14 protein-coding genes and 1 pseudogene are annotated in these 15,952 nt (G+C 53.8%); 3 read left to right on the top strand and 12 right to left on the bottom strand.

Annotated features, from left to right (window positions below; translation table 11 throughout):
* Window positions 1-42 precede the first annotated feature (42 nt).
* Both NM96_04140 and NM96_04135 read left to right on the top strand, forming a co-directional pair.
* Window positions 43-457 (top strand): annotated as a pseudogene (locus tag NM96_04140) (transposase).
* Window positions 458-627: 170 nt separating this feature from the next.
* Window positions 628-1,257: an IS3 family transposase gene (locus tag NM96_04135; GenBank protein AVR78643.1), complete on the top strand. Its 630-nt coding sequence runs from the start codon at window positions 628-630 to the stop codon at window positions 1,255-1,257.
* Between the two features lie 57 nt (window positions 1,258-1,314).
* On the opposite strand, the gene NM96_04130 is transcribed toward NM96_04135, so the two are convergent.
* From NM96_04130 to NM96_04080, 11 genes are all read right to left on the bottom strand, one after another.
* Window positions 1,315-2,175 carry an EamA family transporter gene (locus tag NM96_04130; protein AVR78642.1) on the bottom strand — a complete coding sequence of 287 codons (861 nt, stop codon included), beginning with the start codon at window positions 2,173-2,175 and terminating at the stop codon, window positions 1,315-1,317.
* 144 nt (window positions 2,176-2,319) lie between these two features.
* Window positions 2,320-4,593 carry a TonB-dependent receptor gene (locus tag NM96_04125; GenBank protein AVR80264.1) on the bottom strand — a complete coding sequence of 758 codons (2,274 nt, stop codon included), beginning with the start codon at window positions 4,591-4,593 and terminating at the stop codon, window positions 2,320-2,322.
* Between the two features lie 330 nt (window positions 4,594-4,923).
* Entirely contained in the window at window positions 4,924-5,616 is a 693-nt protein-coding gene (locus tag NM96_04120; protein AVR78641.1) for an aspartate/glutamate racemase, read from the bottom strand.
* A gap of 58 nt (window positions 5,617-5,674) precedes the next feature.
* Window positions 5,675-6,202 carry an N-acetyltransferase gene (locus NM96_04115; protein AVR78640.1) on the bottom strand — a complete coding sequence of 176 codons (528 nt, stop codon included), beginning with the start codon at window positions 6,200-6,202 and terminating at the stop codon, window positions 5,675-5,677.
* Between the two features lie 35 nt (window positions 6,203-6,237).
* A complete protein-coding gene (locus tag NM96_04110; protein AVR78639.1) occupies window positions 6,238-6,588 on the bottom strand; it encodes an MmcQ protein in 351 nt (116 codons plus the stop codon).
* Window positions 6,589-6,664: 76 nt separating this feature from the next.
* Window positions 6,665-9,610 (bottom strand): ABC transporter ATP-binding protein/permease, encoded by a 2,946-nt coding sequence (locus NM96_04105; GenBank protein AVR78638.1) that lies wholly within the window; start codon window positions 9,608-9,610, stop codon window positions 6,665-6,667.
* 332 nt (window positions 9,611-9,942) lie between these two features.
* Window positions 9,943-11,340 carry an aspartate ammonia-lyase gene (aspA, locus tag NM96_04100; GenBank protein AVR78637.1) on the bottom strand — a complete coding sequence of 466 codons (1,398 nt, stop codon included), beginning with the start codon at window positions 11,338-11,340 and terminating at the stop codon, window positions 9,943-9,945.
* A gap of 179 nt (window positions 11,341-11,519) precedes the next feature.
* The gene (locus NM96_04095; protein ID AVR78636.1) at window positions 11,520-12,395 is read right to left on the bottom strand and encodes a hypothetical protein; all 876 of its coding nucleotides are present in this window, start codon (window positions 12,393-12,395) and stop codon (window positions 11,520-11,522) included.
* A 159-nt stretch (window positions 12,396-12,554) separates the two neighbouring features.
* Window positions 12,555-13,166, bottom strand: a complete 612-nt coding sequence (locus tag NM96_04090; GenBank protein AVR78635.1) for a molecular chaperone DnaJ — start codon at window positions 13,164-13,166, stop codon at window positions 12,555-12,557.
* A 174-nt stretch (window positions 13,167-13,340) separates the two neighbouring features.
* On the bottom strand, window positions 13,341-13,823 hold the full coding sequence (ybaK, locus tag NM96_04085) for a Cys-tRNA(Pro) deacylase (GenBank protein AVR78634.1): 483 nt from the start codon (window positions 13,821-13,823) through the stop codon (window positions 13,341-13,343).
* Window positions 13,820-14,050: an ABC transporter permease gene (locus NM96_04080; protein ID AVR78633.1), complete on the bottom strand. Its 231-nt coding sequence runs from the start codon at window positions 14,048-14,050 to the stop codon at window positions 13,820-13,822. Before NM96_04080 ends, ybaK begins: the two co-directional genes overlap by 4 nt.
* Window positions 14,051-14,060: 10 nt before the next feature.
* Between NM96_04080 and NM96_04075 the strand changes: the two genes are divergently transcribed.
* Window positions 14,061-14,411, top strand: coding sequence for a RidA family protein (locus tag NM96_04075; protein ID AVR78632.1), 351 nt, complete (start codon window positions 14,061-14,063; stop codon window positions 14,409-14,411).
* 168 nt (window positions 14,412-14,579) lie between these two features.
* Here NM96_04075 and NM96_04070 read toward each other — a convergent pair whose 3' ends face one another.
* A complete protein-coding gene (locus NM96_04070) occupies window positions 14,580-15,884 on the bottom strand; it encodes an adenylosuccinate synthase (GenBank protein ID AVR78631.1) in 1,305 nt (434 codons plus the stop codon).
* Window positions 15,885-15,952 lie beyond the last annotated feature (68 nt).

Genomic DNA, 15,952 nt, shown 5'->3' with positions numbered 1-15,952 from the left:
GCTTAAATGGCTTGATTTGAATTTAAAAAGCAAAGAGGTCGTCTGAAAACTGAACTGCACCCCAAAAGTTGGACATCCCCTCCAACTCACAAGGTGCAGTTTTTTTATGAGCAAATATACATTACACTTCAAATACCAAGCCGTACTCCACTATCTGCATATACGCAGCCAACAGCGTACCGCAGACCACTACGGCATTTCCAGAACCCACCTGCGGCGATGGATACGCGCCTATCAAGAAGGCGGCATCGGCGCACTCGAACATCCCCAATCCAAAACCATGCCCCAACACCGCAAAAACCCCTTCATCGCAGATAAACCCGACCAAGAAAAAACACAGGCGGAGCTTATTGAAGAGTTGTGCTATATGCGCGCAGAGGTCGCCTACCTAAAGGAGTTAAAAGCCCTCAGCCAAAAGCAGACCGCAAAGGACAAAGCCAAACCGTCCAAACACTGAGGGCGCAACACCCGCTCAAATACCTGCTGCACATCGCAAACCTGCCCAAAAGCAGCTTTTACTACCATCACCAAGACCGACCCGACCCCGACGCAGCCGACAAAGCCCTCCTTGTCGAAACCTACCGGCGGCATAAAGGACGCTACGGACAAAGGCGCATTGCCGCAGCATTGGGTTGGAACCGCAAAAAAGCGGCGCGGTTGATGAAGCAGTTGGAACTGAAAGCCCTCATACGGGCGAAAAAAGCCTACCGCCATCCCGCTATGGGCGAAATATCGGAAAACCTCCTCAAACGCCGGTTCAAAGCCCGAAAGCCCAACGAAAAATGGCTGACCGACGTTACCGAACTCAAAGGAAAAGACGGCAAATTGTACCTCTCGCCAATCTTGGACTTGTTCAACCGCGAGATCGTCGCCTACGCCATGAGCCGCAGAGCCGACAGCGAAATGGTGAAGGAAATGCTCGAAAAAGCCGCACCCCGTCTGACTGATAAGGGAACAATGCTGCATTCCGACCAAGGTGTGCTGTACCGTACGGCGGAATATAGGAAATTGATTGCAAAACATTCCATGGTTCAAAGCATGTCGCGTAAGGCGAACTGCTGGGACAATGCGCCGATGGAAAGCTTCTTTGCGGTGTTGAAGACGGAGTGTTTCTATAACGCAGGAGAATTGACGGTGGATGAATTGATGAAACAGATAGATGACTATATGGATTACTACAACCGGGAGCGTTGCAGTTTGAAATTGAAAAAGCTGAGTCCTGTCGCATACAGAACCCAGCTTGCACAGAGCGCCTGAATAGGCTTTTATGAGTGTCCAAGATTTGGGGGCCAGTTCAAACCGGATTTTGAGGTTTCAGACGACCTTTTTCATGACTGCCCGCTGCACCCCGAATATCGATACCAACACCAACGCAAATCCCGCCAGCGACTTCGCGTCCATCCCTTGCCCTAAAAACAGCCAGCCCAAGATAAATGCCGAGACAGGGCTGAGCAATCCCAACGACGAAACCGCAGCAGGCGAAAGTTTGGCGATTCCTCTGAAAAACAACACATAAGCCAATACGGCACCAAACAGGCTCAAATACAGATAGCCGCCGATATTGGCGGGGCTTAAAGATTCGAGCCGCGGTTCGGCAAGCAGGGCGACGGGCAGTAAAAATAATCCGCCGATGAAAAGCTGCCAGCCGGTGAACGCCAATACGGGCAGCGAAGTGCGGCGGTGTTTCGACAAATACACGCCCAACGCCATCGCCGCCGCGCCCGCCAATGCCGCCAAAATCCCCGTCCCGTCATAGCGCGCCTGCGGCGACAAAACCAAAAGCGCAATCCCCAAAACCCCTGCCGCCGACCAAGCCCAAGCTGCTTTAGGCGGCATGGTTTTGCCGATTAACCAAGTAAACACCAGCACCATCAGCGTCTGCGTCGAACTCAACACCGCCGCCAGTCCGCCCGGCAAGCGATACGCCGCCACAAACAGCATGGCCTGAAAAAAGCCGATGTTTAAAAAACCGAGCAAGACAACCGTCGCCCATTCGTCGCGTTTGGGTATGCGCCGCGTCCACGCCAACAGCAAAAGCCCGGCGGGTAAAACACGGATAAGCGCGGCGGTGAACGGTCGGTCCGGCGGCAGAAATTCTGTGGTCACGAGATAGGTGCTGCCCCAAATCAACGGGGCGAGTGCGGTGGTCAGGATGGTGGCGGTGCGACTGGGCATCGGGATTCCTTGTATTTGTGTTTCAGCTTGCCCGAAGGTCGTCTGAAAAATGGGACGGATATGCAATGATGGAAAGAAAAAGCAGCCTGCACATTTTAAAACAAAAGTGCAGGCTGCTTTTCGTTATTTCAGACGACGAGGGGATTACAGCCGCCAGTTCAGTTTGAACATGATATTGCGCGGCATTCCGTAAAAATTGTAAGTACCGTTGCTGCGGTTGGCGTTGTTTTCAAAATAACGCTTATTCGACAGGTTGTTGCCAATCAGGCTCAAACGGATGCGGTCGGTCGGCGCGTATTGCACATCGGCATGCCACAAGGTGTAGCCGCCCTGCTTGAGGTTGTGCTGGTCGTGCAGGTTACCGGTGCGGCTTTGCACGTTCATACCTGCGCCGATACTCCATCGGTGCGCGGCACCGGGCAGCCGGTAATTGGTGTAGAGCCTGAAGATACTGCGCGGCGTGTGCTGGCTGTATCTCTGCCCTGCTTGGTAGTCTTCGTCATCATTGCGGTATTTGCTGTCGTTGTAGGTGTAGCCGGCAAACAGTTTCCAGTTATCGGTCAGATTACCAGAAATTTCCGCATCCAAGCCTCGGCTGACCACTCGGCCGGTGTTGATATAGTAGCCGTTGCCCATTCCGTCATCTCCGCCATAAACGGCGCGGTTTTTCTGATCGATTTGGAACAAGGCGACGGCAGTGTTCAGGCGTTTGTTGTTCCAAGCGGATTTCCAGCCGATTTCGTAGTTGGTGCCGATAACGGGCGGTAAATCGTTGCCGCCGGCATCTTTATATTCGAGCTGCGGTTTGAAAATCGAGGTGTAGCTGGCATACAGGCTGTGATGCGGCGTTACATCCCAGGTAATACCCAAATAGGGCACGAAACGATTGCGGTTAATGCGGCGTGTCATACTCTCCAAAGGAGCAGGGTTGGCCGGGTCGATTATGTCATCGGTGTTTTGCCGATAACGCCAACGGGTGTAGCGGAAACCGGCCAGCAGGTGCAGTTTGTCGGTCGGATTAAAGCGGATGCCGGCACTGACGGCATGGGAACGGGTATGCTCATCGGTGTGTCGGTGGATGGGGTTGAAGCGGTAATCCAAATCGGCCAGCTTGCTCCAATCGGGGCGCGGGATAACGGAACCGTCAAACGGATCCAGCGGGAAATCTCGGCTCAAGTTAGGGTCGCACCAGTTCGGCCAGCCGCGCGATGCGCAAAACTGGTTCCAAGAGTCGGACGGGTCTGCCCACAAATTCCAATGCTGCATGGTTTCGGAGTCGGTACGCCGTTTGTTGTAGCTGTATGTGGCGAACACGTCGTGTTGGCGTCCCAATACCTCAAAGCGGCCGGCCAGCTTGCCTTGCGCCGTCCATTGCGCAGTTTTGTTGTCGGCAAGGCGGTTGCCGCTGCCCCAAATGGTGCCGCTGCTGTTTTGCCAGCTCGGACCGCTGCTGAGCGCGGCATACTCCCGAAATGCCGTGTCGCGGCGATAATCGACCAAGCCGATAGCCCGCCAGTTATCGTTGAAATCGTACCGCAGCTCCGAAAATAAATTGAATTTGGTGAAGCGGCTGTTGTTCCACGGCGCGCCGGAATAAGCATTGCGCGGCAGATGCAGCGGATGATCCTCGCTGCCTGCAGGCAGGCCGTACACATCCGGCACCGCATGGCGGTTTTGATACAGGCTGCCCACCGTCCAAACTGCTTTTTCGCCCAAATCGAAATCAAGCACGCCGTACACCACGTTTTGCCGGCTATTGACGCGGTCGATGAAAGAACCAGACTTTTCCCATGCGCCCAACAAACGGCCGCGCACCGTGTGGCTGCTGTTGAGGCTGCCGGAAACATCCAATTCGCCGCGGTAAGTGTCGAAACGCCCCGCACTCACGCTGCCTTGTATCTGCCGTGCAGAAGTCGGCCGTTTGCGTACCGCATTGATGGTTCCGCCCGGCTCGCCGTTGGCCTGCGTCAAACCGGTGGCACCGCGCACCACTTCGATGTGGTCGTACACCGACAAATCGGTCTGACTCTCAGCATTGAGGATGGTTTCGCCCACATAGCTGGAAACATTGGAAGAAACGCCGTCTTCTTCTATTTGGTCGATATAGAAACCGCGCGACATGAAGCGCGAGCGGTCGGAATCGCGCACAACGGTAACGCCCGTAGTGGCCTTCAGTGCATCTTCCAAACGGGTAATGCCCTGCCCTTCAATCTGGGTTTTGGTAATGACACTGACCGACTGCGGCGTTTCCTTGGGCGATAAAGCCAAACCCGTGGTGGTACGCATGGCGGAGGTGGTGAACGAATCTCGGTTTTCGGTACGCGTGCTGCGGTTTACCGCCTGTACATAAACATCTTCCAATACACCCGACACTTCAACTTTATCGGCAGCCGCTATGGCATGTGTGCCCAACAGCATGGAAGCAATCAGGCTCATGCGAAATCCCGAACGATTCATATCCTCACCTCCCTTTTCATAGATTAAATTAATTTTTCCATTTTATTGAATAAAGAGAAGTAGATTTATCGGCAAAACGTTGTAATCCTAAAGCGTGATGCTATATTTTCAGACGACTGTGCGTTTTCTTCATGCAGGCCGTCTGAAAATTGGTTACCGTAGTTCGGACTGAAGCCTGTCATGCCAAATCAGAAGGAATCGTGGGATGGATCCCATCCACCCTGTTCAAAATATTCGTTATCCGACACTAAGAATCAACCAACCCTGTCCCAGTTTAATCAAAAGTCCTAATTACTCCGCCAGCGCCGCATCCACTGCTGCAAGCGCATGGATGGCGGTGCTGTCGAACACGGGCAGCGGGCTGTCGGTTTCGTTCACAAGCAGGCAGATTTCGGTGCAGCCGAGTATCACGCCCTGCGCGCCTTCGTTTTTCAGACGGCCTATCACGTCGTAAAAGTAGCGGGCGGATTCGGAGCGGATGCGGTTCAGGCACAGTTCGTCAAAAATAATGCGGTGGATTTCGTCTTGTTCGGCGGCGGTCGGAGTTATGGTTTGTACGCCCTGCGAACCCATGCGCTCCGTATAAAAACCGTCGCTCATGGTAAAGCGCGTACCGAGCAGGCCGACGGCGGACAAGCCCTGCCGTTTGATGGCGGCGGCAGTCGCATCAACGACGTGCAGCAAGGGGATGCCGGCCGCCTGTTCGATGGCGGGGGCGACTTTGTGCATGGTGTTGGTGGCAAGCAGCAAAAAATCCGCGCCGCCCGCTTCCAGCTTCCGCGCGCTTTGCGCCAACACGTTTCCTGCCGCCATCCAATCGCCGCTTTTCTGCAAACGGACGATTTCTTCAAAATCCACGCTGTCAAGTAGGATTTTGGCACTGCGGTTGCCGCCCAAACGGCGGTTGGTCTCGCGGTTGATGATTTGGTAGTAGAGCACGGTGCTTTCGGGGCTCATGCCGCCGATGATGCCTATGGTTTTCATGTTTTTTCCTGAAATTTAATAAATAAAGTCTGAAAAGCTCAAGACAAGAAAGTACATCCTACGGCTGTTGCGGCATTTCTTTTTCAAAACGGAAGAAATATTCAAACGCTTCATCTTGCTCCACAGCTTTCGGTCTAGTGGTATCAGGGTGGTACGGATTAAAAAACTCTACGATTTTAAAGCCGCATTTATTGACGTAGAAATGGATGTTGCGCTTCTCAAAATACGGCGTATGCGTTTCCCACACGCGCACTTCGGGGTGCAGCCGCTCTATCGCACGCCACGCTTTCCCGCCCAAGCCGCTCCCGTGTTTCTGCGGGAACATAAATAGCAAATCCAACGAACCGCGCTCCGTTTCAGCATTGACGACTATCACAGCGCCGCCTGCTTTTTCGCCGTCGGCAACAATGTGATAGCTCTCTGCTTTGGGTGCATTCATGGATTCTTCGATTTCTTCTCGGCTGATAACTTCTTCTCCGTCGTCCAAATCGTCTGCCACCGCCAATCTGAACGACTGCTGCAAGGCGCGGATAAACTCGTCTTTTTCGTGTTCTTGAACGGGGATAAGGGTAATGTCAGTCATCATGTTCTCTTGTATCTAATGTGTGAAGTTAACCAATCCTAGCGCGTCAGCACGAAGCTGTCGTCTATCAGCCGCCACACGTTTTCTGCGGGCGTTTGCGCCAATACGATGCTCAACCAATGTTCTTTGTTCATGTGGTAGGCGGGCAGGATGCCTGCCGTCGCGCGCCATGCGCCGATGTGTTCGGGGCGGCATTTGACGTTGACGATTTCCGTCAGACCGCCCTCGCCCCTGCCCAGTTTTTCAGACGGCACGGGCATATACAGGCAGAACCATTTGCGGTTGCCCGTGTGGCGGAACACGGCAAAGTCGGGAGATTTCGCCCACGGACATTCTGCCGCCGCGCCGTAGCGTTCGGCCAGTCCGTCAAACAGGGTTGTTCGGTTCATGGCGTTTTTTCCTTTATAGTGGGTTAAGGAACAAGTCAGGCATCAATATCCGCCTGCCGAGTTTTCAGACGACCTCTCACTTCTCCTGTTTCTTCAACAACACGCACGCCAGAATCAGGCTGGTGGCGGCAAAGGCGGCGATGGCGGCGTATTCATGCAACAGGTCGACGGTGTGCAACCCTTTTGTGAAGCTGCCGACGCTGACGGTGTAGTACCACGACGATGGGAAGGTTTTGCCGATAATCAGCGCGCCGCCTTCCATGGTGGACAGCGGGTAGAGAAAACCGGAATAGGTTTGCGCGGGGATCATGGTGATGATGGCGGTGGCGAAGATGGCGGCAAGCTGGGAGCGCACGAAGCAGGAAATCAAAAGCCCCAGCGCGGTACTGGCGGACACCATCAAGAGCGTGCCGACGGCAAGTCCGATAAACGAGCCTTTGAGCGGCACGCCGAACAGGTAAATAATCATCAGCATCATGGCGGCGAAATTGACCATGCCGACGGCGATATAGGGAAGCTGTTTGCCGATCAGATATTGCGCCACGGCGGCGGGCGATGCGTAGAAATTGGCGATGGAACCGATTTCGCGTTCGCGCACCACGCCGACCGCCGACATCATGGCGGGTATCATCATCAACACCAGCATCATCACACCCGGGGCGATGGCGTTGATGCTGTCGAAATCCTGATTGTACATAAAGCGCGGTTCGATGCCGGCGGGGGCTTTGAGCGAAACGGGCAGCCCGCTTTCGGCGATGCGGTCTTTGGTGTAAGCGGTGATCAGGCTGCCGATGTAGCCGCGGATATTGGTGGCGTTAAACGGCATGGAGCCGTCCACATAAAAACCGACTTCGGGTTTGAGCCCGCGCGCCAAATCACGCCCGAAACCGCTCGGAATATCGATGACCAATATGGCGCCGGAGCTTTTGAGCACGGTGTCGATTTCGGCTTCGGACTGTATCGGCGGCTGTTGGAGGAAGTAGCGCGAACCGTCGAAATATTCGACCAGCTCGCGGCTGGCAGCGGTTTGGTCGCGGTCATAAACGGCGAATTTCAGATTCCGCACGTCAAACGAAATCCCCCATGATACCGACGCCATGATAATCAGCGGGCCGAACACGGCGAAAAACAGGCGGATTTTGTCGCGCAGGAGTTCTTTGGCTTCGCGGCGGGCGAAGGTCCAAATCATGGAGAAGCGGTATTTGAAGGTTTGGATGTTTGGGTTGTCTCGCAGGGTGTGTGAACTTGGTTCACGCACGCCATTTTGGGTTTCAGACGACCCTGTATTTTTTCCTTGAAGGTCGTCTGAAAGTTCATAATGCCTGTCATCCGATGCCCCTTCCGCGTGCGTGGTTTGCGCCACACACCCTACGGTCGGAGTTTCCGCCGGTAGGGTGTGTGAACTTGGTTCACGCACGCCGTCTGTATTTTGGCGAAACTCGCGCTGTTCACTTTCAGAGTGCGCGGTCTCCTGACGGGACGATCTTTCCCCACCTTCTCCGCCTTCCGCTTCAATCAGATACTGCACAAACGCTTCTTCCAAGTCCGGCGCATTCTGCCTTGCCGCCAGTTCGGCGGGCGTACCTACCGCCAGCACGCGGCCTTTGTGCATAAAGGAAATGCGGTCGCAGCGGGCGGCTTCGTTCATAAAGTGGGTGGAAACGAAGATGGTGATTTTGTCTTCGCGGGAGAGTTTCAGAAGATGCCGCCAAAACATATCGCGCGCGGCGGGATCGACTCCCGAAGTCGGTTCGTCCAAAATCAACACTTCGGGATGGTGCAGGCAGGCGGCGGCCAGTTGCAGGCGTTGGCGGATGCCCAGCGGCAGCGATGCGGGCGCGGTGTCGGCAACGTCCGCCAAATCAAACTGTTGCAGGGCTTCTTCCACCGCCGCCGCGCCTTTAGCGCCCATCTGGTAGAGTCTGGCGTGCAAATCCAGATTGCGGCGCACGCTCAGTTCCTCATACAGCGAAAACGCCTGCGACATATAGCCGACGCGCATTTTCGTATCCAAGCCGCCCGCGTCTATCGGCTTGCCCAACAGCGTGGCGTCGCCTTCGGTCGCTTCCAGCAGGCCGGTCAGCATTTTCATGGTGGTGGACTTGCCGCAGCCGTTGCTGCCGAGAAAGCCGAAAATCTCGCCTTTTTGAATGGTAAAGCTGACGTGGTCCACGGCGGTAAAATCGCCGAAACGCTTGGTCAGCCCGTGCGCTTCCATCGCGGGCGGCGCATCGGGATCGGGGACGAACGGCGTAATGTCCAAACCGCCCGAACCCTGCTGTTTTTCCGGCGGCAGCATTTTGACGTAGGCTTCTTCCAACACATCAGTGCCGTAATCCGCCAGCACATCGGCGGTGGGCTTGTTTTCCAGCAGCCTACCCGCGTCCATCGCCAGCAGCCGCTCGAAACGCTGCGCTTCTTCAATATAGGCGGTTGCCACAATCACGGTCATGCCCGCGTGTTCCCGCCGCAAATCGTCTACCAACGCCCAAAACTGGCGGCGCGACAAAGGGTCCACGCCCGTGGTCGGTTCGTCCAAAATCAGCAAATCCGGGCTGTGCACCAGCGCGCAGCACAAACTCAGCTTCTGCTTCATCCCGCCCGATAGCTTGCCCGCCGCCCTGCCGGAAAACGGCGCAAGGCGGGTCGCCTCCATCAGCCGCGCAATCTGCCGCGTGCGTTCCTGTCCGTCCAAACCGAACAGCCGCGCGTGGAAATCGATATTCTCATACACCGACAAGGTAGGATACAGGTTGCGCCCCAGCCCCTGCGGCATAAAGGCGATGCGGTGCGACAAATCCCGCCGCACGTCCTTGTCCGCCATATCGCCGCCCAACACTTCCACCCGCCCGTCCTGAATCACCTTCACACCCGCCATCAGCGAGAGCAGCGTCGATTTGCCCACACCGTCCGGCCCGATCAAACCGACCGTCGCGCCTTTCGGAATGTCCAGCGACACACCGTCAAGCGCAAGGGTCTTGCCGTAGCGGTGGGAAAGGTTTTGGATGGAAACGGTGTTCATGATGTGGCCTTTTTTGCAGAAAACGGGATTTCAGACGACCTGTTCGTCACGGCTGATTCCATCGGGCTTACGGCTTAAAAGCTCTGCCGACGCTTCAACCGCAAGCGTGTATTCACTTCATCAGTTACCTACCTGAGGTCGTCTGAAAAAGCGGATATCAGTTACCTACCTGAGGTCGTCTGAAAAAGCGGATAACAGCCTAATCAAGGAAATTGAATATGTCTGAAAATTTCCCTTAATACCGTGAAACATAATGAAAGGATACATCGAACAAAGGTCGTCTGAAAACCTTGTCCATAGGCTTTCAGACGACCTTTTCTTTATGCCCTACCTTACAAATGCGGGTTCATCAGGTTTTCGGGCGACAGGATGCGGTCGAGTTCCGCTTCGCTCAACAGGCCGCGTTCGAGCACGACTTCGCGCACGCCTTTGCCGGTTTGGGCGCAGATTTTGCCGACCAAATCGCCGTTTTCATGGCCGATATACGGGTTCAGATAAGTAACCAGGCCGATGGAGTTGAACACATAGCGTTCGCAGATTTCGCGGTTGACGGTAATGCCTTTGACGCATTTTTCGGCGAGGTTTACCGCAGCGTTGCCCAAGAGGGAGATGGTTTCAAACATACATTGCGCGATGACCGGCTCCATTACGTTTAATTGCAACTGCCCCGCTTCGGCGGCGAAGGTGATGGTGGTGTCGTTGCCGATGACTTTGAAGCAGACTTGGTTGACCACTTCGGGAATCACGGGATTGACTTTGGCGGGCATAATCGACGAGCCTGCCTGCATTTCCGGCAGGTTAATCTCTTTCAAACCGGCGCGCGGGCCGGATGACAAGAGACGCAAGTCGTTACAGATTTTCGATAATTTCACCGCCGTGCGCTTCAATGCGCCGTGTACCATCACATACGCGCCGCAGTCGGAAGTCGCTTCAATCAGGTTTTCGGTCAGTTTGCAATCCAAGCCGCTGACTTCGGACAATTTTTTCACCGCCAAAGCCGCGTAGCCTTTGGGCGTGTTCACGCCCGTGCCGATGGCGGTTGCGCCCAAGTTGACTTCCAACAACAAGGCGCGCGTGCGGTCCAGATTCAAAATCTCTTCTTCCAGCAACACTTGGAAAGACTGAAATTCCTGCCCTGCCGTCATCGGTACGGCATCTTGAAGCTGGGTGCGCCCCATTTTCAAAACATCTTTAAACTCATCGGCTTTGGCGGCAAACGCGTCTTTCAGCAACGCCAGTTTTTCCAGCAGTTCGCCGACGCTGTAATACACCGCCAGCCTGAAGCCGGTCGGATACGCGTCGTTGGTGGACTGGCTGGCGTTCACATGGTCCATCGGGTTAACGATGTCGTAGCGGCCTTTCTCGTAGCCCAACACTTCCAAAGCAAGGTTGGCGATGACTTCGTTGGTGTTCATGTTGACCGAAGTTCCCGCACCGCCCTGATACACGTCGGACGGGAATTGGTCGAGGCAGCGGCCTTTGAGCAACACTTCGTCGCAAGCCTTTTCAATGGCGGCAGCGATTTCGGGTTTCACCGCACCCAGTTCGCCGTTTGCCTGCGCGGTCGCTTTTTTCACCATCACCATGCTGCGGACAAACTGCGGCACGTCGGAAATTTTTTGATTGGAAATTTTAAAGTTTTCCACCGCGCGCAAAGTATGGATGCCCCAATACGCCTCGGCGGGGATTTCGCGGTCGCCCAGCAAATCGTGTTCGATACGGACAGTCATTTCTCTTACCTTCTCATTCGTTGGTTTATCAAGTAATGTGCATATGCAGGCGGAACATTAGACCGTTTTGCATGGGTTGTCTAGCTGCAAATGCGCCGTTGTTATCAAAGCAGGAAAAACACTCCCACCCAAAAGGTAAAAGGTCGTCTGAAACCTTTTTCAGACGACCTTTTACATGCTTACATCCCGACCAGTCCCCGTATCTGCGGCCAGTAAAACAAACAGGCGATGGCGCAGACGGCAACGCTGATGCCTGCGGCGTTGATGCTGCTGATTTTTTCTTTAAACGCCATCGCGCCGACCAGCGTTCCCAAGACGATGACGCCGATGTTCATCCCTGCGAAGACCAGCGTCGGGTTTTCTTTCATCATTTGGTGGGCGGTGATGTAGGTAACGATGTTGGCAAAGTTCAAACCGCCCAAAACGATGCCACCGATAATGCCTTCTTTCGTCCATTTGGTCGATTGGGAGAAAAGGTAGCCGAACATCAAAATACCGGCGAGGCTGAAGGCGACCAAGAGGTTGCCTGAAAACGCCGTACCACTTTTGGCAAGCTGTTTGAAGAGGATGTCGATGATGCCGTAGCCCGCCCAAACACCCGCAAGCAGCGTGATTTGCGTACCCAATCCGCCCGATTTCTTGCCGCCGTCGGCTTTCCACAACAGGCAGAACAGAGCCACAAACGCCAAAACGATGCCTATCAGCCTGCCTTCGGTCAACGCTTCGCCAAAAATCACGAACGCGGAAATAATCGGCAATATCAAAGACAAACGCTGCGCCGCATCAGACTTGACGATACCCGCCGCATCGACCGCCTTGCCCATAATCACAAACACCGAAGGCAGCAGCACGCCCAACGCGCCAAACAGCCACCAAGTCGGCAAAAAGGCTTTCGGGTTGCTCAAATCGGGTTTCAACACCCAAGCCGTCAGCGCTACTGCGACGATGTAGTTTACCGCCACCGCCTGCGCGACGTCGATTTTGTTCTTACGCGCCAATTTGAGCAATACCGACACAGACACGCTGCACAGTATGCTTGCCAATAAATAAATCATGTTTTTCCTTTGATTGAGTGTGTCGGATGCGAGGACAAATTTTCAGACGACTTTCTTTGTGTCCTGTTTTGATATTTAGTTTCCCGCAAACGAGCCATACAAAAATTTCAGACGACCCCTAAATGCCAAGGTCGTCTGAAAGCAAAGCGGCAATTGCGCTTAGAACCAAGTATCCAAAGGCATACGCTTGTTATTCGTCAGCTTGATAAAACCTGCCGCCAGTCGGTAAGCAAACCAAACCGATACCAAAAACAGCAGCACGTAGCCGATGCCGATAAACGCGGTGATTTTGCTCAATATAAATCCCACCAGACCGCCCCAGAAGGTTTTAATCAGATAGTCTGCGTGGTTATTATAAACCGAGTCGCCTATGTCGCCTCGTTTTACATACGCCAAAATGATGCCGGCAACCGGCATGACGAAGGTGGCAAAACCTAACGCAAACAGGGCATACATCGCCATTACGTAAGTACGGTCGCCGTCTTGGCGCGGCGCTTCCGCCGTATGCTCGCTACCGGTCTGCTGGCTGGCGGCCTGCCCGCCTTTACCGCTGAATTCACGGAGCGACTCGTCGTACCATGCCCGACGTTCGGGATCGACCAGCGTATCGTAAGCCTGACGGATTTCCTTAAAACGCTCTTCCGCTTCGGGATTGCCGGGATTACGATCGGGATGGTATTTCATTGCCGAATCGCGATAGGCTTTTCTGATTTCTGCAATGTCCGCATCCGCCGAAATGCCGAGAATTTCATAAAAATTACGGTTTTCCATATTAGGGTATGCCTCTTTGGTTTGTGTTTGCCAAAGCCCGATACCGTGAAATCACGCTAACAGGCTGTTTGACAGAATGAAAACAGATATAAAATCAGGCATTGTGTTCTTTTTATAAAACCTTCAAATTTGCCCGAATCTGCGTTTCCCGACTTAAAACCGTTTTGCATCCCTTTAGACGGCGACCTGTACATCCTGCGGATTCAAAGCCCGCAAAGCCTGCGGACTGACACCGATAATAAATCCGCGCTTGCCGCCGTTGATATAAACTTTCTCCAAATCCCAAATACTTTTTTCAACATACACAGGCAACCGGGTTTTCATACCGAAGGGCGTCGTCCCACCCACCAGATAGCCCGTCCATTTGTTTGCCTGTTTCGGATCGGCAGGCTCGATGTGTTTCATGCCCAAATCGCGCGCCAGATTTCGGGTGGAAATCTGCTTGTCGCCGTGCATCACGACAACCAGCCCTTTCTTCGCTTCGTTTTGCAGCACGATGGTTTTGACCACCTGATGCTCGTCCACACCGAACAACTGTGCAAACTGCCCTGTCCCGCCGTGTTCCTCATAAACATAAATATAAGGCTCAAAATCAATTTTATGTGTACGCAGGAAACGGACGGCAGAAGTAACCGGATAATCGGTATTTTTGCTCATGATGCAGTTCCAATATTATTCAGACGACCTAAAACCAATATGACAATGACGCGTAAAAATAGTTTCCGCATCTTTTCAAAAACAACAAAACAGCCCGCCTGCTGTGGCAGACAATCAAGCTGAATGTTACCATAAGCCCCTGCCCAATATCCGCCATCCTGTTCCGACAAAATCGGAAAACCGAAATCCGACAACAGGACAGAATGCCCCGCATGCCACAACCTCAAGGAATATCAAATGAATATCCGATACCTCGGTACCACCGAACGCTACTCCGAAGCCGTCTGCGCTGGAGGATTCGTCTTCCTCTCAGGCATGGTTCCCGAAAATCCCGAAGCCGATGCCAAAGCCCAGACCGAAAACGTTTTGGCGCAAATCGACCGCTGGCTTGAAGAATGCGGCTCCGACAAAGCACACATCCTCGAAGCCACCATCTTCCTGACCGACATGAACGACTACGCCGCCATGAACGAAGCCTGGGATGCCTGGACAGCCCCCGGCCGCGCCCCTGCCCGCGCCTGTATCGAAGCCAAACTCGCCAAACCGGAATGGGCGGTCGAAATCAAAGTATCCGCCGTGTGCAAGTGATTGGATTGAGCAAGGGGTCGTCTGAAAACCGCAGTCGATTTTTCAGACGATTCTTTTCATAAAAAATGCAACGAAAGCAGAGTGATTGGATTGACGGTAAATCGGTTATCAATACAAAAAGGTCGTCTGAAAACCCAAGTTTTCAGACGACCTTTTACAATCAAACCCTTATGCGAACGGATGATGCAAAACGATGGTTTCTTCGCGGTCTGGACCGGTGGAGACGATGGCTACCGGTGCGCCGCAGACTTCTTCGATGCGTTTCAAATATGCTTTGGCATTGGCAGGCAATGCGTCATAGCTTTTCACGCCGAAAGTGGATTCGCTCCAGCCGGGCATGGTTTCGTAAATCGGTTTGCAGGTTTCTACCGCATCGGAACCGCAAGGCAGGATGTCAGTTTTGCTGCCGTCGGGCAATTCGTAGCCGACGCAGATATTGATGGTTTCAATGCCGTCCATTACGTCCAGCTTGGTGATACACATACCGGAAATGCCGTTGACTTGGATGGAGCGTTTCAACGCGGCGGCATCAAACCAACCGCAGCGGCGTGCGCGGCCGGTTACGGAGCCGAATTCGTGTCCGCGTTCTGCCAAACCTGCGCCTACTTCGTCGAACAATTCAGTCGGGAACGGGCCTGAACCGACGCGCGTGGTATAGGCTTTGACGATACCCAAAACATAATCCAGCATTTGCGGACCTACGCCCGCGCCTGCGGAAGCGGCTCCTGCCAAGCAGTTGGATGAGGTAACGAAGGGGTAAGTGCCGTAATCGATATCCAACAGCGTGCCTTGTGCGCCTTCAAACAGCAGTTTTTCGCCGTTTTTGTTTTTCTCGTTCAACACGCGGGATACGTCGGTAATCATAGGCGTAATACGCGGCGCAACTTTTTCGATAACCGCCATCACATCTTCCGCTTTAACCGGCTCGGCATTGTGCAGATGTTGCAATTGAACGTTGTAATAAGCGAGGATGGCATCCAGTTTTTCACGCAGTTTTTCAGGATGCAGCAAATCAACGACACGGATGGCGCGGCGTGCCACTTTGTCTTCGTAGGCTGGGCCGATGCCGCGACCGGTCGTGCCGATTTTGCCTTTGCCGCGCGATGCTTCACGGGCTTGGTCAAGCGCGATGTGGTAAGGCAGGATCAGCGGACAGGTCGGCGCGATTTTCAGACGACCCTCGACGTTTTTCACGCCTGCTGCGTTCAACTCGTCGATTTCGCCCAACAATGCTTCGGGGGATACGACAACGCCGGAACCGATGAAGCAATCCAAGTTTTCATGCAGGATGCCGCTCGGAATCAGGCGCAAAATGGTTTTCTTGCCGCCGACGACCAGAGTATGACCCGCATTGTGGCCGCCTTGGAAACGCACGACACCGCTGGTTTCTTCCGCCAGCCAGTCGACTATTTTACCTTTGCCTTCATCGCCCCACTGGGCGCCGATTACTACAACATTTTTAGCCATAGCCATATAACCTATTAATATTAAAAAATTATCGTGAATCAACTTCAAACCAAGACGGCTTTGCGCCCTGCCCT

It is taken from the genome of Neisseria mucosa (assembly GCA_003028315.1).
In the GTDB taxonomy this organism is placed as follows: domain Bacteria; phylum Pseudomonadota; class Gammaproteobacteria; order Burkholderiales; family Neisseriaceae; genus Neisseria; species Neisseria mucosa.
This window is presented reverse-complemented; position numbering and strand designations above follow the sequence as displayed.

Bases quoted from the DNA above. Each gene is read 5' to 3' on its own strand.
- NM96_04130 (AVR78642.1), bottom strand. From the start codon at position 2,175: ATGCCCAGTCGCACCGCCACCATCCTGACCACCGCACTCGCCCCGTTG.
- NM96_04125 (AVR80264.1), bottom strand. From the start codon at position 4,593: ATGCTGTTGGGCACACATGCCATAGCGGCTGCCGATAAAGTTGAAGTG.
- NM96_04120 (AVR78641.1), bottom strand. From the start codon at position 5,616: ATGAAAACCATAGGCATCATCGGCGGCATGAGCCCCGAAAGCACCGTG.
- NM96_04115 (AVR78640.1), bottom strand. From the start codon at position 6,202: ATGATGACTGACATTACCCTTATCCCCGTTCAAGAACACGAAAAAGAC.
- NM96_04110 (AVR78639.1), bottom strand. From the start codon at position 6,588: ATGAACCGAACAACCCTGTTTGACGGACTGGCCGAACGCTACGGCGCG.
- NM96_04105 (AVR78638.1), bottom strand. From the start codon at position 9,610: ATGAACACCGTTTCCATCCAAAACCTTTCCCACCGCTACGGCAAGACC.
- aspA (AVR78637.1), bottom strand. From the start codon at position 11,340: ATGACTGTCCGTATCGAACACGATTTGCTGGGCGACCGCGAAATCCCC.
- NM96_04095 (AVR78636.1), bottom strand. From the start codon at position 12,395: ATGATTTATTTATTGGCAAGCATACTGTGCAGCGTGTCTGTGTCGGTA.
- NM96_04090 (AVR78635.1), bottom strand. From the start codon at position 13,166: ATGGAAAACCGTAATTTTTATGAAATTCTCGGCATTTCGGCGGATGCG.
- ybaK (AVR78634.1), bottom strand. From the start codon at position 13,823: ATGAGCAAAAATACCGATTATCCGGTTACTTCTGCCGTCCGTTTCCTG.
- NM96_04075 (AVR78632.1), top strand. From the start codon at position 14,061: ATGAATATCCGATACCTCGGTACCACCGAACGCTACTCCGAAGCCGTC.
- NM96_04070 (AVR78631.1), bottom strand. From the start codon at position 15,884: ATGGCTATGGCTAAAAATGTTGTAGTAATCGGCGCCCAGTGGGGCGAT.